Annotated in this window: 20 protein-coding genes and 2 tRNA genes; 10 read left to right on the forward strand and 12 right to left on the reverse strand. The window is 74.4% G+C overall.

The window, feature by feature from the left end; translation table 11 throughout:
* Positions 1-67: 67 nt before the first annotated feature.
* From ACFWZ5_RS33220 to ACFWZ5_RS33235, 4 genes are all read right to left on the reverse strand, one after another.
* Entirely contained in the window at positions 68-2,008 is a 1,941-nt protein-coding gene (locus tag ACFWZ5_RS33220; RefSeq protein ID WP_384796245.1) for an ABC transporter permease, read from the reverse strand.
* Positions 2,009-2,017: 9 nt separating this feature from the next.
* Positions 2,018-2,848, reverse strand: coding sequence for a molybdate ABC transporter substrate-binding protein (gene modA / locus ACFWZ5_RS33225; protein ID WP_384796247.1), 831 nt, complete (start codon positions 2,846-2,848; stop codon positions 2,018-2,020).
* Between the two features lie 90 nt (positions 2,849-2,938).
* A complete protein-coding gene (locus tag ACFWZ5_RS33230) occupies positions 2,939-3,331 on the reverse strand; it encodes a molybdopterin-binding protein (protein ID WP_384796249.1) in 393 nt (130 codons plus the stop codon).
* Positions 3,332-3,463: 132 nt separating this feature from the next.
* Positions 3,464-4,744, reverse strand: a complete 1,281-nt coding sequence (locus ACFWZ5_RS33235) for an MFS transporter (protein WP_384796251.1) — start codon at positions 4,742-4,744, stop codon at positions 3,464-3,466.
* A gap of 125 nt (positions 4,745-4,869) precedes the next feature.
* On the opposite strand from ACFWZ5_RS33235, the gene ACFWZ5_RS33240 reads away from it, so the two are divergent.
* The 8 genes from ACFWZ5_RS33240 to ACFWZ5_RS33275 are packed head-to-tail and all read left to right on the forward strand — an operon-like array spanning position 4,870 to position 12,454.
* Positions 4,870-5,892: an ABC transporter substrate-binding protein gene (locus tag ACFWZ5_RS33240; protein WP_384796253.1), complete on the forward strand. Its 1,023-nt coding sequence runs from the start codon at positions 4,870-4,872 to the stop codon at positions 5,890-5,892.
* Entirely contained in the window at positions 5,882-7,015 is a 1,134-nt protein-coding gene (locus ACFWZ5_RS33245) for a FecCD family ABC transporter permease (protein ID WP_384796255.1), read from the forward strand. The genes ACFWZ5_RS33240 and ACFWZ5_RS33245 overlap by 11 nt, the downstream gene beginning before the upstream one ends.
* Positions 7,012-7,839, forward strand: a complete 828-nt coding sequence (locus tag ACFWZ5_RS33250) for an ABC transporter ATP-binding protein (RefSeq protein WP_384796257.1) — start codon at positions 7,012-7,014, stop codon at positions 7,837-7,839. Before ACFWZ5_RS33245 ends, ACFWZ5_RS33250 begins: the two co-directional genes overlap by 4 nt.
* On the forward strand, positions 7,839-8,612 hold the full coding sequence (locus ACFWZ5_RS33255) for a methyltransferase (RefSeq protein WP_384796259.1): 774 nt from the start codon (positions 7,839-7,841) through the stop codon (positions 8,610-8,612). Before ACFWZ5_RS33250 ends, ACFWZ5_RS33255 begins: the two co-directional genes overlap by 1 nt.
* A complete protein-coding gene (locus ACFWZ5_RS33260; RefSeq protein WP_384796261.1) occupies positions 8,609-9,430 on the forward strand; it encodes a Rossmann-like domain-containing protein in 822 nt (273 codons plus the stop codon). Before ACFWZ5_RS33255 ends, ACFWZ5_RS33260 begins: the two co-directional genes overlap by 4 nt.
* Positions 9,427-10,488 carry a GHMP kinase gene (locus ACFWZ5_RS33265; RefSeq protein WP_384796263.1) on the forward strand — a complete coding sequence of 354 codons (1,062 nt, stop codon included), beginning with the start codon at positions 9,427-9,429 and terminating at the stop codon, positions 10,486-10,488. The genes ACFWZ5_RS33260 and ACFWZ5_RS33265 overlap by 4 nt, the downstream gene beginning before the upstream one ends.
* On the forward strand, positions 10,409-11,446 hold the full coding sequence (locus tag ACFWZ5_RS33270) for a pyridoxal-phosphate dependent enzyme (protein ID WP_384796265.1): 1,038 nt from the start codon (positions 10,409-10,411) through the stop codon (positions 11,444-11,446). Before ACFWZ5_RS33265 ends, ACFWZ5_RS33270 begins: the two co-directional genes overlap by 80 nt.
* A gap of 30 nt (positions 11,447-11,476) precedes the next feature.
* Positions 11,477-12,454 (forward strand): DNA-binding protein, encoded by a 978-nt coding sequence (locus tag ACFWZ5_RS33275; RefSeq protein ID WP_384796267.1) that lies wholly within the window; start codon positions 11,477-11,479, stop codon positions 12,452-12,454.
* On the opposite strand, the gene ACFWZ5_RS33280 is transcribed toward ACFWZ5_RS33275, so the two are convergent.
* The 8 genes from ACFWZ5_RS33280 to ACFWZ5_RS33315 all read right to left on the reverse strand — a co-directional run bounded on the left by ACFWZ5_RS33280 (position 12,387) and on the right by ACFWZ5_RS33315 (position 19,207).
* Complete coding sequence (locus ACFWZ5_RS33280; RefSeq protein WP_384796269.1) at positions 12,387-13,202, reverse strand: FHA domain-containing protein; 816 nt, start codon at positions 13,200-13,202, stop codon at positions 12,387-12,389. The genes ACFWZ5_RS33275 and ACFWZ5_RS33280 overlap by 68 nt on opposite strands.
* A gap of 182 nt (positions 13,203-13,384) precedes the next feature.
* Complete coding sequence (locus ACFWZ5_RS33285) at positions 13,385-15,286, reverse strand: serine/threonine-protein kinase (protein ID WP_384796271.1); 1,902 nt, start codon at positions 15,284-15,286, stop codon at positions 13,385-13,387.
* Positions 15,287-15,374: 88 nt separating this feature from the next.
* The gene (locus tag ACFWZ5_RS33290) at positions 15,375-16,160 is read right to left on the reverse strand and encodes an ABC transporter ATP-binding protein (RefSeq protein ID WP_384796273.1); all 786 of its coding nucleotides are present in this window, start codon (positions 16,158-16,160) and stop codon (positions 15,375-15,377) included.
* A 10-nt stretch (positions 16,161-16,170) separates the two neighbouring features.
* Positions 16,171-17,250, reverse strand: coding sequence for a FecCD family ABC transporter permease (locus ACFWZ5_RS33295; protein WP_384796275.1), 1,080 nt, complete (start codon positions 17,248-17,250; stop codon positions 16,171-16,173).
* A gap of 2 nt (positions 17,251-17,252) precedes the next feature.
* The gene (locus tag ACFWZ5_RS33300) at positions 17,253-18,317 is read right to left on the reverse strand and encodes an ABC transporter substrate-binding protein (protein WP_384796277.1); all 1,065 of its coding nucleotides are present in this window, start codon (positions 18,315-18,317) and stop codon (positions 17,253-17,255) included.
* 134 nt (positions 18,318-18,451) lie between these two features.
* Positions 18,452-18,646: a hypothetical protein gene (locus ACFWZ5_RS33305; protein ID WP_384796279.1), complete on the reverse strand. Its 195-nt coding sequence runs from the start codon at positions 18,644-18,646 to the stop codon at positions 18,452-18,454.
* Between the two features lie 196 nt (positions 18,647-18,842).
* Positions 18,843-18,916, reverse strand: a tRNA-Ile gene (locus ACFWZ5_RS33310).
* A 218-nt stretch (positions 18,917-19,134) separates the two neighbouring features.
* A tRNA-Asn gene (locus ACFWZ5_RS33315) sits at positions 19,135-19,207 on the reverse strand.
* A gap of 167 nt (positions 19,208-19,374) precedes the next feature.
* Here ACFWZ5_RS33315 and ACFWZ5_RS33320 point away from each other — a divergent pair.
* On the forward strand, positions 19,375-19,677 hold the full coding sequence (locus ACFWZ5_RS33320) for a YtxH domain-containing protein (RefSeq protein WP_384796281.1): 303 nt from the start codon (positions 19,375-19,377) through the stop codon (positions 19,675-19,677).
* Between the two features lie 130 nt (positions 19,678-19,807).
* Positions 19,808-21,247: an FGGY-family carbohydrate kinase gene (locus ACFWZ5_RS33325; RefSeq protein ID WP_384796283.1), complete on the forward strand. Its 1,440-nt coding sequence runs from the start codon at positions 19,808-19,810 to the stop codon at positions 21,245-21,247.
* Positions 21,248-21,301: the final 54 nt, after the last annotated feature.

The raw sequence follows: 21,301 nt of genomic DNA on the forward strand, positions 1-21,301 counted from the left end.
CCAGGGGCGGCAGCCCCTGGTTTCGGTGAAGGGGCGGGCCTGGGGCGCCCCGCGAGGGACCCGCCCCCTACAGCTCCACCACCGACACCTCCGTCGCCTTCACACTCGTCCATACCTCCACCCCGTCCGCGAGGCCGAGCTCGGCCGCCGCGGCGGGGGTGATCTCGGCGACGAGGTCGGGCGCGTCACCGGAGGTGACGAGGACGCGGAGCCGACTGCCCGCGGTGGTGATCTCCCGCACGGTGCCGGGCCAGACGTTACGAGGGCTGCCCTCGGGCTTGTCACGGTGCACGGACACCGCTTCGGGCGCGATGACGGCAAGGGCCCGCGTCCCCGGCGAAAGGGGGTCGGCCACGACAAGGTGCCCGGCCCCCACGAGCCCGAGCGTCCCGTCGCCACGGGCGGCCCCGGGCCAGGCGTTGCGGCCGAGCATGCGGGCCACCCACGGCGAACGGGGGTGCCGGGTGACCTCGGCCGGCGACGCGTCCTGCACGGGCCGCCCCTCGTCGAGGACGAGCACCCGGTCGGCCAGCGAGACGGCCTCGACGGGGTCGTGCGTGACGATCAGACACACCCCGCCGAACCCGTCGAGGTGCCGCCGCAGGGTGTGCCGGACGTGGGCACGGGTGGTCTGGTCGAGGGCGGCGAGGGGCTCGTCGAGGAGCAGCAGCCGCGGCCGCGCGGCCAACGCCCGCGCGAGGGCGACCCGCCCGGCCTGCCCCCCGGAGAGCTGGGCGGGCCTGCGGTGGGCGAGATGACCGACGCCGAGCCGCTCGAGCCACTCCCGCGCGGCCCGGCGGGCCTCACCGCGCGGCACGCCCTGGGCGCGCAGCCCGTACGCGGTGTTGCCGAGGGCGTTCAGATGCGGGAAGAGCGCGCCCTCCTGCGGCACCCAGGCGACACCGCGGCGGTGCGGGGCGAGCCCGGTGACGTCGGCGTCGCCGAGCCGCAGGTCGGCGTGGGCGCGCGGGGTCAGGCCGAGCAGGGCGCGCAACAGGGTGGTCTTTCCGGCGCCGTTGGGCCCGACCACGGCGATGGTGGTGCCGGGCGGGGCGTCGAGGGCCAGCTCGGTGAAGCCGGTCACGTCGGCGTGCAGCGCCCACTGTCCCCCGTCGCCGGGCCCCTTCGCCCCCTCGTCCGGTACGCCGCTCTCCCCCGTGTCCGTGTCCACGTCGGCGGACGACGGCGCGGGCCGCGCCGCCGCCCCCTTCAGCGTGGCCCCGGCGGCCCACCGCCCCCGCAGCGCCACGAGCACGGCCATGGCGATGACGAGCAGCAGCAGCGAGACGGAGGTGGCGGCCTCCGGCGAGTCCTGGAGCAGCAGATAGACCTGGAGCGGCAGGGTCTGCGTCGTCCCCGGCAGGTTGCCCGCGAACGTGATCGTCGCGCCGAACTCGCCGAGCGCCCGCGCCCAGGTCAGCGCGGCCCCGGCGGCGAGCCCCGGCGCGACCATCGGCAGCGTGACGGTGAGGAAGACCCGTACCGGCGACGCCCCGAGCGAGGCCGCCGTCTCCTCGTACGCGGGTTTGAGGCCCGCGATCGCGCCCTCCAGGCTGATCACGAGGAACGGCATCGCGACGAACGTCGCCGCGATCACCGCCCCGGACGTGTGGAAGGGCAGGACGATCCCGAACGTGTCCTCCAGCCACGGCCCGAGCAGCCCGCGCCGCCCGAAGCCGAGGAGCAGCGCGACGCCGCCGACGGTCGGCGGCAGCACCATCGGGAGCAGCACGAGCGAGCGCACGACCGCCTTGCCCGGGAAGGAGACCCGGGCCAGGAGCCAGGCCAGGGGCACGCCGAGGACGAGGGACAGGCCCAGGGCCCAGAACGACACGATGAGGGAGAGCTTGAGGGCCTGGGTGACCCCCGGCTCGGTCAGGTGCTCGCCGAGCCGCCCCCACTCCGTGCGGGCGAGCACCCCGATGAGGGGGATCAGCAGGAGGGCGACGGCCCCCAGTGCGGGGAGCAGCAGGGCGATCGGGGCGCGGGTCCTGCGGGTGCGGGTCATCGGTGAGCGTTACGGGCGCTGGAAGCCCGCGTCGCGGAGGATCTTCTGGGCCTCCGGTGAGCCGAGCCACTTCACGAACGCGGCGGACGCCTCCTGGTGCTTGGACTGCTTGAGCGTGGCCGCCGGGTAGGAGGCCACCGCGTTCTGCCCGTCGGGGATGGTGATCGCGTCGACCTTGTCGGGCGCGGTCGCCGCGTCGGTCTTGTAGACGATGCCCGCGTCGGCCTCGCCGAGTTCGACCTTGCTGAGGACGCCCCGGACGCTCGTCTCCTGCGACACCGGCTTCACCTTCAGGTCCTGCTTGTCGAGGACCTGCTGGCTGTAGCGGCCGACGGGCACCTCGGGCGCGGCGAGGACGACCTTGAGGCCGTCGCCGGTGAGGTCCTTGAGCGCCTTGATCTTCTTCGGGTTGCCGTCGCCCGTGGCGATGACGAGCCGGTTCTTGGCGATGACGGTCGGGGTGCCGGTGTCCGACTTCAGGCCGTCCATCGTCTTGGTGTCGGCCGTGACCAGGACGTCGGCGGGCGAACCCTGCTTCACCTGCGCGGCGAGCTCCTGGGACCCGGCGTAGGAGATGGTGAGCTTCGTGCCGGGGTTCTTCTTCTCGTACGCGGCCTCGGCGGTCTTGAAGACGTCGGTGAGCGAGGCGGCGGCGAGGACCGTGAGGTCGGCCTTGGGCGCGGCACCGGTGTCGGACCCGGCGCCGGCCTTGGCGCCGCTGTCCTTCTTGGTGTCGCCGTCGTCGTCGTTGCCGCAGGCGGCGAGCGGGAGCAGCAGCGCGGCGGTGGCGAGCACGGCGGCGGTGCGGCGCTTGGTGCGCGGGGACGCGGTGATGAGCATGGGGCGGGACTCCTTCTGGGCCTGCTGGGGCCCGTTATGCCTGCGGGGGCTGCGCGGCACGGTGTGGCTGCCGGGCCTGGACGGCACGGTTCACACCGTGTCGATGTGCACGCTGGTCGACTTCACCCGGGCCGTGGCCTGCACGCCGACCTCCAGGCCGAGCTCCTCCACGGCCTCCCGGGTCAGCAGGGAGACCAGGCGGTGCGGGCCCGCCTGGATCTCGACCTGTGCCGCCACGTCGCCGAGCTTCACGGCGGTGACGATGCCGGGGAAGGCGTTGCGCGCCGACGTGTACGCGCCGTCGTCCTCGCCGTCGCCCTGGGCGAGCTCGACGGAGAACGCGGCCAGGTCCCGGCCGTCGATCACGCGCCGCCCGCCGTCGTCCCTGCGCGTGGCGACCCGCCCGGCGTCCGCCCAGCGGCGCGCGGTGTCGGGGCTGACGCCGAGGAGGCGCGCCGCCTGACCGATTGTGTAGGACTGCATGTGCAGCAAGATAGGCCAGTTTGCCTCGCACCTGAGAAACTTTGGACGAATCTCCATGGCAGATACGAGGCCGATCCGGGGGCCGCTGGAGGATGCCCCAACCCCCGGCCGCGACCGGAAGTCGCCCCCCCCTCAGTCCTCCCGCGAGAAGTTCCGCGCGCTCGGTACGAGCGCGGCCGCCGCCGGGGCCGCGAAGCACAGCACCGCGCACACCGCGAGGACCGGCCGCGCCCCGAAGTGCTCGATGGCCGGGGCGATCAGGGCGAGGCCCGCGGGGGCGAGGCCGTAGGACAGCATGAAGTCGAGTGACGAGACACGGGCCAGCTTGTCGGGGGCCACCTCGCGCTGGGTCGCCGTGAACCACGGCACGTTGAACAGCTCGATCCCGACCCCGGCCACCGCGTACGCGGCCACGACGACCGCCCAGTGGACCGGCAGGAGCAGGCTCAGCGGCGCGAAGCCGTACAGGGCGAGGCCCGCGAGCGCGGCCCACCCTTGCGCGCGCGGGCGCCAGCGGGCGACGACGAGGGCACCGCCCAGCGCGCCCAGGGTGTAGGCCGTCATGGCCGCGGCCAGCACGATCCCGGTGTCGTACTTGTCCCGGCTGATCAGCGGCAGGGCCACGCCGGTCGCGGAGTAGCCGGTGGCGATGACCGCGGTGAGCGCCCCGAGCCCGGCGAGGAACCACGGGTGCCGCCGCGCCTCCCGCAGCCCTTCGCCGAACTCGGCGAGGAAGGAGGGACGCGACGGCGCCGCCCCTTCGGCCGCGCCTTCCGTGTCTTGCGTACGGGCGGTCGCCTCCCGCGCCTTCCCCGCCCCCGGCACCAGCGCCGCGACCAGCCACAGCACCCCGATCCCGAGCAGCAGCACCCACGTGTCGAGGACGACCGCGAGCAGCGCGGTGAGCGAAGGACCGGCCAGCGTGGTGGCGCGCACGGACAGGGTCATGGCGGCGTTGGCCTGCTGGCGCCGCTCCTCGTCGACGACTTCGGCGGTGAGCGCCTGGAAGGCGGGCCTGCACGCGCCCTGCCCGGCGCCCGCGACGACCGCGGCGGCAAGGATCAGGGGCAGGGAGCGGCCGAGGCCGAGGGCGAGCAGGGGCGTCGCGGCGGCCGCGGCGAGACCGGCCCAGAGCACGACGCCGCGCCGCGAGTAGCGGTCGGCGAGGACGCCGCCGACGGCGACGGCGACGAGGAAGCCCGCGGTGCGGGCGGCGAGCAGCAGGCCGAGCGTCGCGGCGCCGATGGTCCGGTCGAGGACGGCGAGCCCGAGCACGAAGGGCAGCGCCCAGGTGGCGAGCCCGGACGCGGTGGTGCCGGACCAGAGCCGCAGGAAGGCCGCGTCCCGCAGCACGGACCGCCGACGCGGGCCGACTTCGGAGTTCTCGGCGGCTTGGGTGGACGTCGTCGCCACGTGGGGCGCTCCCCTCTCTCGTACGGGCGCGGCCGACCCCGGACCCGTAATTGAAAATGATTACCATTACAGTACTCTTACTCGCACCCCGCGAAGCACCGCACCCACCAAGCACCGGAGGTCCCATGCGCCACCCCGCCCGCCTCGGCATAGCCGCCGCCCTCACCCTGACCATCGCGGCCGTGGGCTGCGCCAAGTCCGACGGCGACAGCGCGTCCGGCGACAAGGCGGCGCACACGACGAAGGTCACCAGCTGCGGCCGCGAGCTCGCCTTCGACAAGGCGCCCGAGCGCACCGTCGCCCTCGACCAGTCCTCCACCGAAGTGCTGCTCGAACTCGGCCTGGAGAAGCGCATGGCCGGGACGTCGAACCTGAAGACGAAGATCGCGCCGGAGTACCGGGCGGCGTACAAGCAGGTCGAGGTGCTCAGCCCGAAGATCCTCACCGGCGAGCAACTGCGCGCCGCCACGCCCGACTTCACCCTCGGCGGCTTCACCGACTACTTCACCAAGGACCGCGTCGGCACCCGCGACGAGCTCTCCCGCCTCGGGCTCCCGTCGTTCGTGAGCGCCGTGGACTGCCCGAAGCAGAACATGCCGGGCGGCAAGGCCAAGTCGCCGTTCGACCTGCTCTTCCAGGACTACGCCGACCTCGGGCGGATCTTCGGCGTCGAGAAACGGGCCCAGAAGCTGGTCAAGGACCAGCGCGCCACGCTCGCCGAGGCGCAGCGGACGGCGGACCGCGTCAAGGGCGAACCCACCGTCGTATGGCTGTACTCCGTGTACGGCGACACCCCTTACGTCGCGGGCAGGTCGGCGATCCCCAGCGAGATGAGCCGGATCGTCGGCGCGAAGAACGCCTTCGACGACGTCGACGAGGACTGGCCGCAGGTCACCTGGGAGGAGATCGCCAAGCGGAACCCGGACGTCATCGTGATCGGCGACCTGTCCGAGCGCGGCAAGCCCGGCGACAGCGCCGCCGACAAGCTCAAGGCGATGCGGGCGAACCCCGTCATGGCGAAGCTCCCGGCCGTCGAGAACAAGCGGTTCATCGAGATCCCCGGCACGGAGATGGACCCGTCGGTGCGCACGGTCAGCGCGCTGCCGCGGCTCACGGCGGGCCTGAAGGAGCTCGGGCATGTCCGCTAGCCCGGACCTCCGGGCCACGAGCGACGTGCTCGACCTGCTGCACCCGTCGGCCCGCGGCGCGCCCCTCGCCGACGCGGAGGCGGACGCGGCTGTTCCCGCCGCCCGCAGGGCCTCCCCGCTCCCCCGGGCCGCGCTGTTCCTGCTGTGCGGTGCCGCGCTCGTCGTCTCCGCCGCCGCGTCGGTCCGCATCGGCACCACCGATGTGGCGTACGCCGACGTGGCGCGGACCGTGGGCTTCCATCTGGGCCTGGACGTCGAGCCGTTGCCGCGGCTCGTGGACTCGCTGATCTGGGAGCTGCGGGTGCCGCGCGTGCTGATGGCGGCGCTCGTCGGGGCCTCGCTCGCGGTGTGCGGCGCGGCGCTCCAGGCGATCACGCGCAACGCGCTCGCCGACCCCTATCTGCTCGGCATCTCGTCGGGGGCGTCGACCGGCGCCGTCACGGTCGTCGTGCTCGGGATCGGGTCCGCGTCGCTCGGCGTGACGGGCGGCGCGTTCGTGGGCGCCATGGTGTCGTTCGGCCTGCTGATGCTGCTGCTCAGGCGGAGCGGGCTCGACTCGACGCGGATCGTCCTGACGGGCGTGGTCGTGTCGCAGCTGTTCACCGCGCTGACCTCGCTCGTCCTGATGGCCTCGGGCGACTCGGAGGTGATCCGGGCGATCACGCAGTGGCTGCTCGGCTCGATGGCGTCGGCGCGCTGGGACGCGGTGGCCGTGACGGCGGTGGTGACGGCCGTCGGCCTCGCCGGGCTCTGGCTCAACTCGACCGCCCTGGACGGGTTCTCGTTCGGCACGGACACCGCGTCGTCGCTCGGCGTCGACGTGCGGACGACCCGCTGGGTGCTGCTCGTCGTCACGTCCCTGATGACGTCGGTGGCGGTCGCGTCCGTCGGCGCCATCGGCTTCGTCGGCCTGATCGTGCCGCACGGGGTGCGGTTCCTCGTCGGGCCGCTGCACCGGTCGCTGCTGCCGCTGTCGGCGCTGGTCGGCGCGGTGTTCCTGGTGTGGACGGACGCGCTCGCGCGGGTCGCGTTCGCGCCGCAGGAGGTGCCCGTCGGCGTGTTCACGGCCCTGCTCGGCGTGCCGCTGTTCCTGCTCGTGCTGCGCAGGCGGGGGGAGCTGTGAGGATCACCGCCGAGGGGCTCGGCTGGTCCGTGGGCGGCAAGGCGGTCGTCACGGACGTCGGCCTGGACGTCGCGCCGGGCGAGACGGTCGGCCTGATCGGGCCCAACGGCTCGGGCAAGTCCTCGCTGCTCCGCTGCCTCGCCGGGCTGCGCACCCCCACGGCGGGCGTCGTCTCGTACGACGCAGAGCCGATACGCGGCTGGAGCCCGCGCCGGATCGCGCGGCACGTCGCCTTCGTGGAGCAGGCCGCCGACACCGACAGCGAGCTGCGCGTCGCCGACGTGGTCGGCCTCGGCCGCACCCCGTTCGGCGACCGGTGGCGCGGCTTCGGCGCGGCCGACCGGGCCGTCGTCGACGCGGCGCTCGCCCGGCTCGGCCTGACCCGGCTGCGCGACCGCGCCTGGAAGGCCCTGTCGGGCGGCGAGCGCCAGCGCGCCCACATCGCCCGCGCCCTCGCCCAGCAGCCGTACGCGATCCTCCTGGACGAGCCGACCAACCACCTCGACGTGAAGCACCAGTTGGAACTCCTTGGCCTGCTCGCCGCCACCGACCAGACCGTCCTGGTCGCGCTGCACGACCTCTCGCTCGCCGCCCGCTACTGCGACCGCCTGCTGCTCCTGCACGGCGGCCGCCTCGTCGCCTCGGGCCCGCCCGCGGACGTCCTGACGCCCGCGCTGCTCGCCGAGGTCTTCGAGGTCGACGCCGAGACCGGGCCCGACGCGCTCGGCCACCTCTCGGTCAGCTACCGCGGGGTCAGCCACCGCGAGGTCAGCCACCGCGGGGGCGCGGCCCCCGCCACCTCACTCCCACGGAAGGACAGTTGATGGATCCCACGACCACCGGACCCGACCTGCTGCGGCAGCTGCCGCCGCCCCTGCCCGCCGAGCGGATCATCGCCCTCAACCAGCCGAAGGCCGATCTGCACACCACGCGCACGTACGCGTGGAACGGCTGGACCTTCGACGTGCCGCCCGGCGTCTTCCTGCCCGGTTGGACCAGTCAGTTGATCCATGAGCGGCTGCTCGACGGGCGCATCGAGACGCGTGGCCTGAGCTACGGCGCGATGGGCGCGGGGCTCGGCGTGGAGGCCGTCGCCGCCGGGGTGCGCGGCGCCCGCGAGATCTACGCGATGGACGTGCACGCCGAGAGCGTCGCCACCGCCGCCCGGCACTACGCCCGCCTGGTCGGCGACCGCGACGGCACCGCGTTCCTGCCCGCCGCGGGCGACCTGTTCGACGGCGTGCCCGCCGGTGCGCGGCTCGACGTCGTCACCTTCAACCCGCCCGCGGTCAGCCAGGCGGTGAGCGACGACCCCGACGTCGTACGCAACACCTGCGTGGGCGCGCCGCTGCTCGCGCGGTTCTTCGCGCAGCTCGCCGAGCGGGAGCTGCTCGCCCCGGACGGCGCGGTGTACGTGATCGTGTCGAACACCGCGGACCTGCGCACCATCGTGCGGGACGCGCAGGAGCGGGGCTTCACGCCGCGCGTCGAGTACGTCCGCGACTGGCGCGACGGCGTCCTCACCTTCCTCTTCCAGTTCACCCGCGAGGTCCGGTCGGCCCGCGCACTCCGGTCCACCCGTGGAGGCCAGGCATGAAGAACGTCGACGAGCTCCTGAACGCCGCCCTCACGGGGGAACTCGGCCCCGACCCCGCCGAATTGACGGCCACCAGCGTGTTCTGGATCCACCACGGCACGCGCCTCGCCGGGGGCGATGTCACCTACCTCAACCAGTACGTGCTCGTGCGCGTCGGCGGAGCCTTCGGCGGCTGCGCCTTCGAGGCGGGCGAGATCGACCCGGGCATCTGCCGGGAGGCGTCGGGCAGTTCCCTCGCCGCCCTCCTCAAGGAGGCGCCGACGCCGCTGCGGATGGCCGCGCTCGACGCCTATCTGGCCGCCGTCCGGCCGCACCGCGACGCCGTCGGCGCCGAGCCGGTGACGCTGCCCGCCGGACCGCCCGAGGTGCGGGCGGTCGCGCGGGACACGGCCATCGCGGGCCTGCTCGACATCGACAAGGGCGCCAAGGTCGCCCTGATCGGCGTCGTCAACCCACTCGTCGCGGCCATCCGCGAGCGCGGCGGCGAGCCGCTGCCCTGCGACTTCAACCTGCGCACGACGCAGTGGGGCGACCCGGTGAGCCGCGACATGCACGAGGTGCTCGACGCCGCCGACGCCGTCGTCGCCACCGGCATGACGCTCAGCAACGGCAGCTTCGACACCATCCTCGGGCGCTGTCGCGAGCGGGGCGTGCCGCTCGTCGTGTACGCGCAGTCGGGCAGCGCGGTCGCGCGTGCCTTCCTCGGCGCGGGCGTGACGGCCCTGTCCGCGGAGCCGTTCCCGTTCTCGCAGTTCAGCGCCGAGCCGACGGCCCTGTACCGGTACCGGGCCGCGCCCGGAACGCGAGGCGGGGCGTGAGCGCGGAGCAGGGCACCGGCGCCGGCATCGGCACGGGCACCGGCACGGGCACCGGCCACGCGGCCTGTCACCACGGCGAGATCCTCCAGGGCGTGTTCCTCGACGAGCGCGGGCGGCGGCGCGCCGGACTGGTCACGCTGCCGCTCGCCGGGCTCGGCACCCGGGCACGGTTCGTGCGCCGCCCCGGGACCGAGGACGTCACGGTGGTCCCCGCCGACCGCACCAAGGCGCTGCGCGCCGCCACGTACGCGATGGCCGAGTGCGCGACCCGCTGCCAAGTACCGCTGTGCGGCGGCGAGCTGCGCCTCTTCGGGTCCATACCGGTGGGCCTCGGCATGGGGTCGTCCAGCAGTGACGTGATCGCGGCGGTGCGGGCGGTCGCCGACGCGTTCGGGGCCCGGCTCGACGCGGGGACCGTGGCGCGGCTCGCGGTGCGCGCCGAGCGGGCCTCGGACCCGCTGATGCTGGACGGCCGCCCCCTGCTGTTCGCGCAGCGCGAGGGCCGTGTCCTGGAGGAGTTCGGCGCCGCCCTGCCGCCCGCCGTCGTCGTCGGCTGCACGCTCGGCGGCGGGCGGCCCGTGGACACCCTGGCGCTCCCGGCCCAGGCCCACGACGACGCGGACGTCCACGCCTACGAGCGCCTGCGGGACCTGCTGCGCCGCGCCGTCACCACCGGGGACCCCGTCCTGCTCGGCCATGTGGCGACCGAGAGCGCGCGGCGCCGCCAGCGCGTCCTGGCGCACGAGGAGTTCGACGTCCTCACGGACATCGCGGGCCGGGCCGGCGCGGTCGGCGTGCAGATCGCGCACAGCGGCAACGTGGCGGGCCTGCTGTTCGACCCGGCCGCGCCGGGGCTGCGCGGGCGCGTCGCCTGCTGCACGCGGGCCCTCGACGCCGCCGGGCTGCCCACGACGTACACCTTCCACACCCACCACCCCTCCCACCTTCCCCACCCCCTTCAGTACGAGGAGCCCCCGCATGGACGACCACATCGCGGAAGCGATCGGCCGGCCCGATCTGATACGCGTCGACGACCGGCTCATCTGCCTGCGCTTTGAGACCATGAAGGTGGTCTCGGCCCTCGCGGCCGTGCGCCATCTGCTCGACACGGGCGCGGTCCGCCGCGGCGACACCCTCCTCGACAGCTCCAGCGGCATCTACGCGTACGCGCTCGCCCTCGCCTGCCACCGCCACGGCATGCGCTGCCACATCGTCGGCTCCACCACCGTCGACCACACCCTGCGCACCCAACTGGCGGTGCTCGGCGCCACGTTGGAGCAGATGCCGTCGAGCGCCGACCTGAAGCTCGACCAGAAGCGCCGCGTCGAGCGCGTCCACGAGATCCTGCGCGAGCACCCCGAGTACCACTGGATGCGGCAGTACCACGACGACATCCACTACCTCGGCTACCGGGCCGTCGCCGACCGGGTGCGCACGGCGGCGGGCGCCGGGCCGCTGACCCTCGTCGGCGGCGTCGGCTCGGGCGCGTCCACCGGCGCCCTGGCCCGCTACCTGCGCGCCGACGCCCCGGACCCGGTGGGGCTCGTCGGCGTGCAGCCCTTCGGCAGCGTCACGTTCGGCAGCGAGCACGTGGCCGACCCGGAGATCATCATCGCCGGGATCGGCAGCTCCATCCCGTTCGCCAACGTCTCCCACGCCGCGTACGACACCGTGCACTGGCTGTCGTTCGACACGGCCCTGGCCGGCAGCGTCGACCTGCTGCGCCGCCACGCGGTGTTCGCGGGCCTGTCCACCGGCGCGGCCTACGCCGCCGCCCGCTGGGAGCACGACCGGGCGCCGGGCTCCACGACCGTGTTCATCGCCGCCGACACCGGACACCGGTACGTGGACACGGTGTTCGCCCGCCACCAGGAGGCCGCGGACCTCACCGGCCTCGCGCCGCGCACGGTGACGGCACTGGACCAGCTGGCGCTGCCGTGGGCGCGGATGGAGTGGAACGGGGCGGGCGCGCCCGCGGGAACAGGGGCTGCGGACGAGGCGTTGCGGACGACGTAGAGATCATCGGGGCGAGGGGCAGGCGGGGGCGTGGTGGCGGGCGGCGAGGCGGAGCGGCGGGGCGACGACCGCGCGGCCGACGGCACGGCCTTCGCCGTCGACGCGGTGCGGCGGCTCGTCGCCGTGGACGCCACGCGCGGGGCGGAGGCCGCCGTGCCGCTCGTGCGCGCGGTCCTCGCCCGCGCCCCCGGCGCCCCGCGCGGCGCGGACAGCGACCGGCTCGCGGCCCTCGCCGAGCTGTACGAGGTGGCCGGCTGGATCCTCTTCGACGCCGGGAGGCACCGCGCGGCCCACTACCTCAACGCCCGGGCCCTGGCCCTCGCCGAGCGGGCGGGCGACCGCTGGACGGCGCGGCTCACGCTCCTGAACGACAGCATGCTCCTGGCCCACACCGGCCGCCCACGGGCCGCGCTCGACGCCGCCGCCCGCGCACGCGGCCCGCGACCGCTGCCGCCGCGCGTCGCCGGGCTCGTCCTGATCCGCGAGGCCCACGCGACCGCGATGCTCGGCGCGCGGCGCGCGCCGGTCGACCTGATGGCGCGGGCCCGGAGCCTGTTCCTCGACGGCGTGTCCGCGGACGACCCGCCGTGGGCGTGGTGGCTGGACGAGGAGGAGCTGCGCGGCCACCACGGCTGGGTGCACGCAAGGACCGGCGACTGGGAGCGGGCCATCCCCCTCCTCCACGAGGCGGCGACCGCGCCGGGGCCCTCCTACCGGGCCCTGTTCACCGCCCAGTTGCTCGCCGCCTTCGCCGGGGCGGGGGCGTGGCGCGACGCGGAGCTGCTCGCGGCGCAGCTGGCGGCGCGGGCCCCGGTCTCCGCGCGCACCGCCGAGGTGCTGCGGGCGACCGCGCTGCGGCTGCTGCGCACGCCGGGGTCCACGCGGGACGCGCCCGGCCCCACGCGGGACGCGGCGGCGCACCTGCTGGAGTCGCTGCCCGCTAGGCCACCGGACCCGGACCGTCGGCGTCGTCGGCGTCGTCGGCGTCGTCGGCGTCGTCGTCCATGAGCCCCAGGTCCGGCGGGACCAGCGTGGTCGACTCCACCAGGCCCCTGAGCAGGTTGTGCAGCAGGCTGTTGTCGGACGGGCGGCCCGCCGACGTGTCGTGGAGCAGCGGGTAGGGGAAGCCGCTCTCGTGCAGGCGGCGGCGCACGGACTCGACGCGGTACTCGATCCTGCGCTCCCCCCAGTGGCCGTCGGGCCGCAGATAGGCCAGCTGCTTCGCCGCCCGCAGATACGTCAGGGGGCGCGGGCTCTCCTCGTACAGCAGGTACTCCTGGCCGAGGACGACGAGCAGCAGGCGTTCGTCGTCGTCGAGGGACCAGCGCTTGGGCGGCACGGTGTCCGCGCGGCGGCGCGTGACGATGCCCTGGTCGTCGTGGCCGGAGACGTACAGCTCGACGAGGTGCTCGCGGTAGCCCGAGCCGCGCACGAACAGCGGCGTGTAGCCGGTGGCGAGCGGCATCGGCTCCGTGCTGGCGTGCATCATCCGCCCGCGCGGCAGGCGCAGGAGCTGCTGTCCGGTGTTGCGCAGCCACCAGCTCCGGTCGTGGAAGGTCAGCTCGCCGTGCCTGCGGCTCACCATCAGGTCGTGCTCGCCCACGCCGAGGTCGACGTCCGGCTCCTCGCCGCGCCCGAACCGGACGACGGCGCCGGGGCGCGGCGGCACCCTGATGTCGCCGGTGACCGTGCGCGCGTGCAGGGTGCCGGGGCTTGCGTACGGGACACCTCGCGCGAGGCTGGCTGCGCTGCTCATGATTCGGCCTCCTCGTCGGCCGCGCTGGGACCCCCAAGTCTGGTCCCGAGGGCACGGGACCCGTCCCGGTCGCCCTGCTCTACAACCGCGTTGACCCTGGTCGGACGACCGGGACGACGGCTCCGTGCCGGGGAGGGAGCCGTCGTCCACGGCCTCGTCGGCCACGGCCCCGTCGTCCCGCCTCACCCGGCCCCGGCCCGCCGCACCGCGGCCGCCGCGAACCGTGTGGCCAGGCGGCGCAGGCGGTCCGGGGACGGGTCGCCCTTGACGGTGACGTTCAGGGTCTCGACCGCCTTGTCGCCTCGCGCGTCGGTGTACGTGCGGTGGACGACCCGGACCAGGCAGGTGCGGGGGCCCTCGGCGTCCGGCTCCACGACGGCGCGCCTGCCGTCGACGCGGGTGAGCGTGCCGTCGTCGGCCGTCGGCGGCTGGCCGCGGTCGAACCGCACCTCGAGGGACAGGTCGCCGGTGGTGCTCTCCCACTCGCAGTCCCACGCGCCGAAGTGGACGTCCGGGTCGCGGGCGTCGATGCCGGGGATCGCCTCCAGCGTCTTCGCGTCGAGGAGCGCGCAGGCGTCCTGCCGTACGAGGGAGCCCGCGGGCGGTGCCGGACGGCGGGCGATCGGGCCCCGGTTGAGCGTCTCGACGGCCCTCTCGGCGGCGGCGTCGGCCATGGCGCACAGCGGCGCGTCGCCCTCGTCCTGCTGCACGGCGACGGAGATGTCCACGCCGGGATCGTCGGCGGGCAGCAGCGTACGGACGCAGACGTCGCTGTCGTCGGCCTCCTTCACCAGGGCGACCCTCCCCACGGTCCGGTACGGCGCGGGCTCCTCCGGCGCCCCGCCGGTGTCGAAGTGGATCTCGACGTCCACGTCGTCGCCCTCGCCGGTGTCCACGATGACGTCGCACCGGTCGAAGTTGCCGTAGTCCCGGTCGAGTTGGGCGTCGCCGAACCGTTTGAGCGCGGCGGGGTCGGCGAGCGCGCACGGGTCGGCGGTGCGGTGCTCGCCGACGCGGGACCCGGCCGTGCCGCCGCCGCGGCCGTCGTCGGACCCGCCGTCCGGCCAGAGCTCGGGAGCGAGCAGGGCCGCGGCCAGCGTGACGGCGGCGACCCCGACGGCGACGATCAACTGCCGTGATCTGCCCGGGTGCACGCCCCTGCCGTGGGGGCCCGCGCCGCTGTCCGGGCCCGCGCCGTCGCCGTCGTCCCCGCCCCGCTGCGGCGGCAGCCGGTCCTGGGGGCCCGCGGCCCGCTCGAACAGGCGCCGGGCCTCGGCCGCGGTGGGCCGGTTCTTGGCGGTGGCGTCGAGCATCGCGGGGAGGATCCCGGCGAGCGGCCCGAGGCCGGGGCCGAGTGCGGTCTCGCCGCGCTCGGCCTGCCGGTCCGCGACGAACGCGTCGACGCCCTCGCCCGCGTGGGGGCGCGGGGGCGCACCGGTGACCAGGGTGTGCACGAGGGCGGCGAGGGAGAACACGTCCGACGCCGGTTCCGGGTGCCCGCGCACCACCTCGGGGGCGGCGTAGTCGGGCGTGTAGCTGTGCCGGGCGGGCGGCGGCGTGATGGTCTCCTTGCCGCCGACGCGGTAGGCGGCGCCGAAGTCGGCGAGTTTGGCGAGGCCTTCGGCGGTGGCGACGACGTTGCCCGGCTTGACGTCGCCGTGCACGACTCCCTCGGCGTGCAGCGCGGCGAGGGCGGCCGCGATGTGGACGCCGACCCGCGCGGCCCGCTCCGGCGACAGCGGCGGCCGGTCGACGAGGCTGCCCCCGGACACGTACTCCATGACCAGCCAGGAGCCGTAGCGGCGGCGCAGCCACGCGAGGGGGCCCTCGGGCAGCGTGAGCACGTCGTGCAGCGTGACGACGTGCGGATGGCTGAACCGGGCGAGCGCGCGGGCCTCGGCTTCGAGCCGGTCGAACTCCAGGCGGTCGGACCTGCTGGTGCCGCGGCCCGTCGTCCGCAGGCGCTTGAGGATCACCTCCCGCGGCAGCCGCAGGTCGCGGGCGATCCACACCTCGCCCATGCTCCCTTGGAGGGGGCCCCGCACCAGACGGTAGCGCCCACCGACGGTCGTGCCCCGGCGCACACCAGCTCCCCTCGCCGCGGTCCGGAACCCCGCTGCCTGCCACGTGCTCAACGAACCTACTGGCTGCGGTGAGCGCCCCACAGGTCCTTCACGGGATGTCCGCGCACTGCCCCCGATGGTCGAAGGCGATCAGCGGGTCACCGGTCAGGGGGTGGCCGACAACGGCCGCCCGTACGCCGAACACCTCCTCAAGGAGCGCCGGTTGGAGGACCTCGCGCGGTGGCCCGGAGGCGACCACGGAGCCCTCGTGCAGGACGTGCAGGCGGTCGCAGACGGATGCGGCCGCGTTGAGGTCGTGCAGGGACACGAGGGTCGTGCGCCCCTTGCCGCGCAGCAGGGACAGCAGCTCCACCTGGTGGCGGATGTCGAGGTGGTTCGTCGGCTCGTCGAGGACCAGGACGTCCGGGGCCTGCGCGAACGCGCGGGCCAGCAGGACGCGTTGGCGCTCGCCGCCGGACAGGGCCGTGAAGCGCCGCCCGGCCTGCCCGGCCATGCCGACCTCGGCCAGGGCCCGCGCGACGGTCTCCCGGTCGGCGTCGTCGTCCCCGGCGAACGCCCGCTTGTACGGCGTACGCCCCATCGCGACGACCTCGTGCACGGTCAGCTCGACGTCGGTGCCACGCTCCTGCGGGAGCGCGGCCACGTGCCGGGCCGCCTGGACGGGGGTCAGCTCGCGGATGTCGGTGCCGGAGAGCAGGACGCGGCCCGCGGCGGGGCGCAGATGGCGGTAGACGGTGCGCAGGAGCGTGGACTTGCCGCTGCCGTTGGGTCCCACGAGCCCGGTGATCTCGCCGTCGGCGGCGACGAGGTGGGCGCCGGACACGACGGTGCGGCCCGCGTACGCGACGCTGAGGTCCTCGATGTCGATCCTCACGTACCGCTCCTCAACTTCCGTTCCGCAGGCGCCGGTCGAGCAGATACAGCAGTGCCGGGGCGCCGATGAGCGAGGTGACGACGCCGACGGGCAGCTCCTGGGTGTCCATGGCGGTGCGGCAGACGATGTCGACGACCACCATGAGCAGCGCACCGGCGAGCGCGGACAGCGGGAGCAGCCTGCGGTGGTCGTCGCCCGCGAGGAGGCGGCAGGTGTGCGGCACCATCAGGCCGACGAAGCCGATCGCGCCGGACACGGCCACGAGGATCCCGGTGAGGACGCTGGTCACGACGAACAGCTCGCGCCGCAGGCGGCCGACGTCGACGCCGAGCCCGGCCGCCGTCTCGTCGCCCATGAGCAGGGCGTTGAGGCCCCGGGCGCGCGCCTGGAGCAGGACGAGGGCCAGCGGCACGGCCACGGCGGGCGCGGCGAGCTGCTGCCAGGTCGCCCCGCTGAGGCTGCCCATGAGCCAGAACAGGACGCTGTGGGTCTGCTGTTCGTCGCCCGCCTGCAGCACCAGATAGCTGGTGAACCCGGACAGGAACTGTCCGATCGCCACACCCGCGAGGACGAGCCGCAGCGGCGCGAACCCGCCGCCGCGCCGCGCCACCGCCCACACCAGCGCGAACGTCACGAGCGCGCCGGTGAACGCCGCCCCGGACAGGCCGAGCCCGAGCGCGCCGCCCGCCCCGACGCCGAGCACGATCGCGGCGACCGCGCCGAGCGAGGCGCCGTTGGAGATGCCGAGCAGATAGGGATCGGCGAGCGGGTTGCGTACGAGCGCCTGCGTGGCCGTGCCGACGAGGCCGAGCCCGGCGCCGACGAGCGCGGCGAGCAGGGCGCGGGGCACCCGCAGCTGCCACACGATCAGGTCGCTCGTGCCGGGCCGCGGGGCCTCCCCGGTCAGCCGGCGCCCGACGACGCCCCACACCTCGCCGGGCGGGATGGACGTCGAACCCCAGGACACGGCGGCGGTGAGCGCCCCGAGCAGCGCCACGCCGAGGACCGCGGCGAGCACCCCGGCAGGCAGCACCCGTCCCTCGCCGCCGTCGGTCGCCTTGCGGCGGAGCGGGTTCAGCGTCGACGCCACGCCTAGCGGACCTTGCCGGGGTGGACGGTCCGGGCGATCTCCCGCACCGTGTCGGCGTTCGTCACGCCCGCGATGGTGGTCCGCTCGGACCCGATGCGCAGGAAGTGCCCGCGCTTGACGGCGTCGAGTCCCTTGGTGGCCGGATTGCTCTCCAGCCACTTCCGCGCCTCGTCGAAGGCCTTGTCGTTCGCGGCGGCGCTGCCCCGGTTGCGCACGCCGAGCTGGATCCAGTCCGGGTTCTTGGCGATGACGTCCTCCCAGCCGACCTGCTTGAAGGTGCCGTCGCAGTCCCCGAAGACGTTGCGGGCCCCGGCGAGGGTGATCACGGCGTGGGCGACCTGGCGGTTGCAGACGACGGTGGGCTGCTTGGTCCCCGCGTCGTAGTCGAAGAAGAAGTACGTGGGCCGCTTCCGCTCGGGGATGCCGCGCACCGCCTTCTGGACGGCGGCCACCTTCTTGCGCATGCCCGTGACGAGTTCCTTCGCGGTGTCGCCGTTGCCGGTGACCGCGCCGAGCGTGGTGATGTCGCCCTCGACGGCCGACAGGTCGGTCACCGGGCTCTTCCGGTCGGCGGCGCAGGCGGTGGACTTCAGGGACACGCGCTTCATGCCGACGGCCCGGTACTCCTCCGCCGTCGGGACGTCCCCCATCCCGCCGCCCTTGCCCATGCCGCCCATCGAGCCGAAGGTGTCGACGTAGAGCCCGGCGCCGGAGCCGAGCAGCTTCTCCTTGGGGATCACGCTCCGGCTGAGCACCTTCACGTCGTCCGCCCGCGCGCCGAGCGCCCCGGGCAGCGTGCCCTTGCCCGGCGGGAACCCGGTGCCGATGACCTGGTCGCCCGCGCCGAGCCTGAGCAGCAGCTCCAGGCTCGCGGCGTTGCTGGTGACGATCTTCTCGGGCGCCTTGGAGAAGGTGGTCCTGCCCCCCGCACAGTCGGTGACGGTCACCGGAAACCCGCCGCCCGCGGCCTTCCCGCCGCCGTCCGTCCCACCGCCCCCGCTCCCACAGCCCACCGCGACGAGCCCGAGCACCACACCCACCGCACCGAACCGCAGACGACCACGCATGACAACGCTCCACATCCCACTCACACAGGGGCGGACCGTCGCCACCCGGTCCGGTAGTCGCACCGAGCCCCCGCCGAGTTCCCGCGCACTGGATCACACGGGACGACACCGGGGATGGATAGCCGTCGCAGCCGTCATCCTCGTCTTTCGACCGCCGCCCAGGTCCGATCGGCGACGGTCCCGGTGATCAACGCTGCGACGGCGGCGACGTACCACGGGAGGTCGAGGACCAGGCACGGGACGACCGCGAGGGCCAGCGCGATCAGATTGAGCCACCAGGGTGTGCGCAGGACGACGGGAGATCCTTCGCGGCGGTTTCCTGCTGGCACTTCTTCTTGCTCACCTTGCTCGGCTTCCCGTTGCCGGGAAGGGTCTTGGGCTGGTAGCGGCTCTTCGGGCCGGACCTCTCGGGCTGCTCCCCGACCGCAAACGACGGCGGCCCCAGCGGGTCAGGCCCGCTGGGGCCGCCGTGCGATCACCTCGCGCCCAGGGCAGGTGTCACGTTTCTGCACCTGCGCCGCGCAGTGGGGCGGGTGGGACTCGAACCCACGGCCGACGGATTATGAGTCCGCTGCTCTAACCGGCTGAGCTACCGCCCCCAACGGCGCGTCGCGCACATTTGTGCGCGCCGTCTGCCGCAGCATAGCCGCTCATACGATCTCCTGCTCCGAGTGGTCGGCTACGCACGACCATGAGGACTGCGCTGCGGCCCGTGCGGTTCCACCAGCGGCTAATCAGATGTGTACGAGGGATCGTTGGGCGCACGCGCGAGGACCCCCGGGCGCCTCGACGGCGGCCCGGGGGTCCTCGTGTACAGCTCTCCCGACTGGACTCGAACCAGTAACCTGCCGGTTAACAGCCGGCTGCTCTGCCAATTGAGCTACAGGGGAATGACTCTTGGTGACGGAGTCACTGCAACAATGTCACCTACCTGGGGATTCCCGGGCGGCGTGCGTTCGCTGCGACACATACATTAGCGCAAGCAGGGGGGTGCTCCGCCAATCGGTATCCCCAGGCGACCGACGTCGGCAGTCGAGGCAAGGGAAGGGTGGCCGTCATGCGCTACCGGCTCACATTCGTGGCAGGACTGGTTCTCGGGTACGTACTCGGGACGCGGGCCGGACGCGAGCGCTACGAGCAGCTGAAGAAGACCGTCCGCGAGATCTCCCAGAACCCCGCCGTCCGCAACACCGTCGAGTCCGCGGCCCAGCAGGGCCGTGACGTGGCGGGCAAGGCGTTCCACTCGGTGTCCGAGAAGGTCGGCGACCGGATGCCGGACTCCGTGGCCGACCGGGTGCGGTCGCTGCGCGAGCGGGGGCAGGGCGAGGCCGAGGACGACTGGGGCACCAGCAACACCTAGCGCGTTCAGGAGATCGGGAGGGCAGGATCCGCGGGTCGGGGTACCGGCCCCGAACGCCCCGGGCTGGGACTTTCCGCCCGGGGCGGACGTCTGTGCGGGGCATCCCCCCGGGTGCGGCAGAATCCTCGGCATGGGGATAGTCGCGGGGTTGGACAGTTCGCCCGATTTCACACGCATCGTGGTCTGTGACGCCGACACGGGCGCCGTACTCAGGCAGGGGTACGCCCCGCATCCACTGGAGAATCCCGAGGGCGGGCGTCCCACGGACGTCGACCCGCAGGCCTGGCTGCTCTCCCTCGGCGAGGCCGCCGGCGGCGGGCTGCTCGAAGGGGTGCAGGCCATCGGGGTGTGCGCGCAGCAGCACGCCCTCGTACCGCTCGACACGCAGGGCGCGACCGTGCGGCCCGCGCTCGTCGGCAACAATCCGCGCGCCCAGGTCGCCGCGGCCGACCTCGTGGACGGGCTCGGCGGGCGGCAGGCGTGGGCGCAGGCCGTGGGGTGCGTGCCGCAGGCGGCGTCGCCGGTGACGAAGCTGCGCTGGCTGGCCAAGCACGAGCCGGAGTCCGCGCGCCACGTGGGGATGCTCATGCAGGCCCACGACTGGCTCGTATGGCAGCTCCTCGGGCGGCCCGCGCGGCGGACCACCGACCGCGGCGGCGCCTCCGGGACCGGCTACTGGTCGGCGGCGACCGGCGCGTACCGGCCGGATCTGGTGGAGCTCGCGCTCGGGCACCAGGCGATGCTGCCGGAGGTCATCGGGCCCGCGGACGCCGCCGGTACGACGCCCGAAGGGCTGCTCATCTCCGCGGGTACGGGCGAGACGCAGGCGGCGGCCTTCGGGCTCGGGGTGCGGCAGGGCGACGCGGTCGTCTCGCTCGGCGCCTCCGGTTCCGTGATGGCCGTGCACCACGAGGCGCTCGTCGATCCGACGGGCACCATCACCTCGCTGGCCGACGCGACCGGGATGCATCTGCCGGTCGTGCATACGCTCAATGCCGTACGGGTGCTGCGCGGCACGGCCGAGATGCTGGGGCTCCCGGACCTCGAAGCGCTCTCGGACCTCGCCCTGAAGTCCACGCCCGGCGCCCACGGCCTCGCGCTGCTGCCCTATCTGGAGGGCGAGAAGACGCCGAACCTGCCGCACGCCGCGGGCACCCTGACCGGCCTCCGGCGCGAGTCGATGAAGCCCGAGCACCTGGCGCGGGCCGCCTTCGAGGGCATGCTGTGCGGGCTCGGGGACGCCCTGGACGTGCTGCGCGGGCGCGGGGTCGAGGTGCGCCGGGTGTTCCTGCTCGGTCCTGCCGCGGACCTTCCGGCCGTGCGGGCGATCGCGCCGATGCTCTTCGGCACGCAGGTCGTGGTCGTGCAGCCCGCGGACTACGCCGCGATCGGCGCCGCACGGCAGGCCGCCTGGGCGCTGACCGGCCAGCTCCCCCAGTGGCAGGGCGCGGTCACGCAGGTCTTCGAGCCCGGCGAGGAGCTGCCGGTCGGGCAGGCGGTGCGGCAGCAGTACGTGACCGTGCGGGAGCAGGCGCACCCGGGGGCGTTCGGCGGGGCGCCGGTCGGCTGACGCCTCCGTCGCCGCCGCGGATTTTCGGAATCCCTGGTTCCGGGCAATTGCCCC

This window comes from Streptomyces sp. NPDC059003 (assembly GCF_042740445.1).
Taxonomy (GTDB): Bacteria; Actinomycetota; Actinomycetes; order Streptomycetales; family Streptomycetaceae; genus Streptomyces.

Excerpts from the sequence above, each read along its gene's own strand:
- ACFWZ5_RS33220 (WP_384796245.1), bottom strand. The coding sequence starts at position 2,008 with ATGACCCGCACCCGCAGGACCCGCGCCCCGATCGCCCTGCTGCTCCCC.
- modA (WP_384796247.1), bottom strand. The coding sequence starts at position 2,848 with ATGCTCATCACCGCGTCCCCGCGCACCAAGCGCCGCACCGCCGCCGTG.
- ACFWZ5_RS33230 (WP_384796249.1), bottom strand. The coding sequence starts at position 3,331 with ATGCAGTCCTACACAATCGGTCAGGCGGCGCGCCTCCTCGGCGTCAGC.
- ACFWZ5_RS33240 (WP_384796253.1), top strand. The coding sequence starts at position 4,870 with ATGCGCCACCCCGCCCGCCTCGGCATAGCCGCCGCCCTCACCCTGACC.
- ACFWZ5_RS33245 (WP_384796255.1), top strand. The coding sequence starts at position 5,882 with ATGTCCGCTAGCCCGGACCTCCGGGCCACGAGCGACGTGCTCGACCTG.
- ACFWZ5_RS33255 (WP_384796259.1), top strand. The coding sequence starts at position 7,839 with ATGGATCCCACGACCACCGGACCCGACCTGCTGCGGCAGCTGCCGCCG.
- ACFWZ5_RS33260 (WP_384796261.1), top strand. The coding sequence starts at position 8,609 with ATGAAGAACGTCGACGAGCTCCTGAACGCCGCCCTCACGGGGGAACTC.
- ACFWZ5_RS33270 (WP_384796265.1), top strand. The coding sequence starts at position 10,409 with ATGGACGACCACATCGCGGAAGCGATCGGCCGGCCCGATCTGATACGC.
- ACFWZ5_RS33280 (WP_384796269.1), bottom strand. The coding sequence starts at position 13,202 with ATGAGCAGCGCAGCCAGCCTCGCGCGAGGTGTCCCGTACGCAAGCCCC.
- ACFWZ5_RS33300 (WP_384796277.1), bottom strand. The coding sequence starts at position 18,317 with ATGCGTGGTCGTCTGCGGTTCGGTGCGGTGGGTGTGGTGCTCGGGCTC.
- ACFWZ5_RS33320 (WP_384796281.1), top strand. The coding sequence starts at position 19,375 with ATGCGCTACCGGCTCACATTCGTGGCAGGACTGGTTCTCGGGTACGTA.
- ACFWZ5_RS33325 (WP_384796283.1), top strand. The coding sequence starts at position 19,808 with ATGGGGATAGTCGCGGGGTTGGACAGTTCGCCCGATTTCACACGCATC.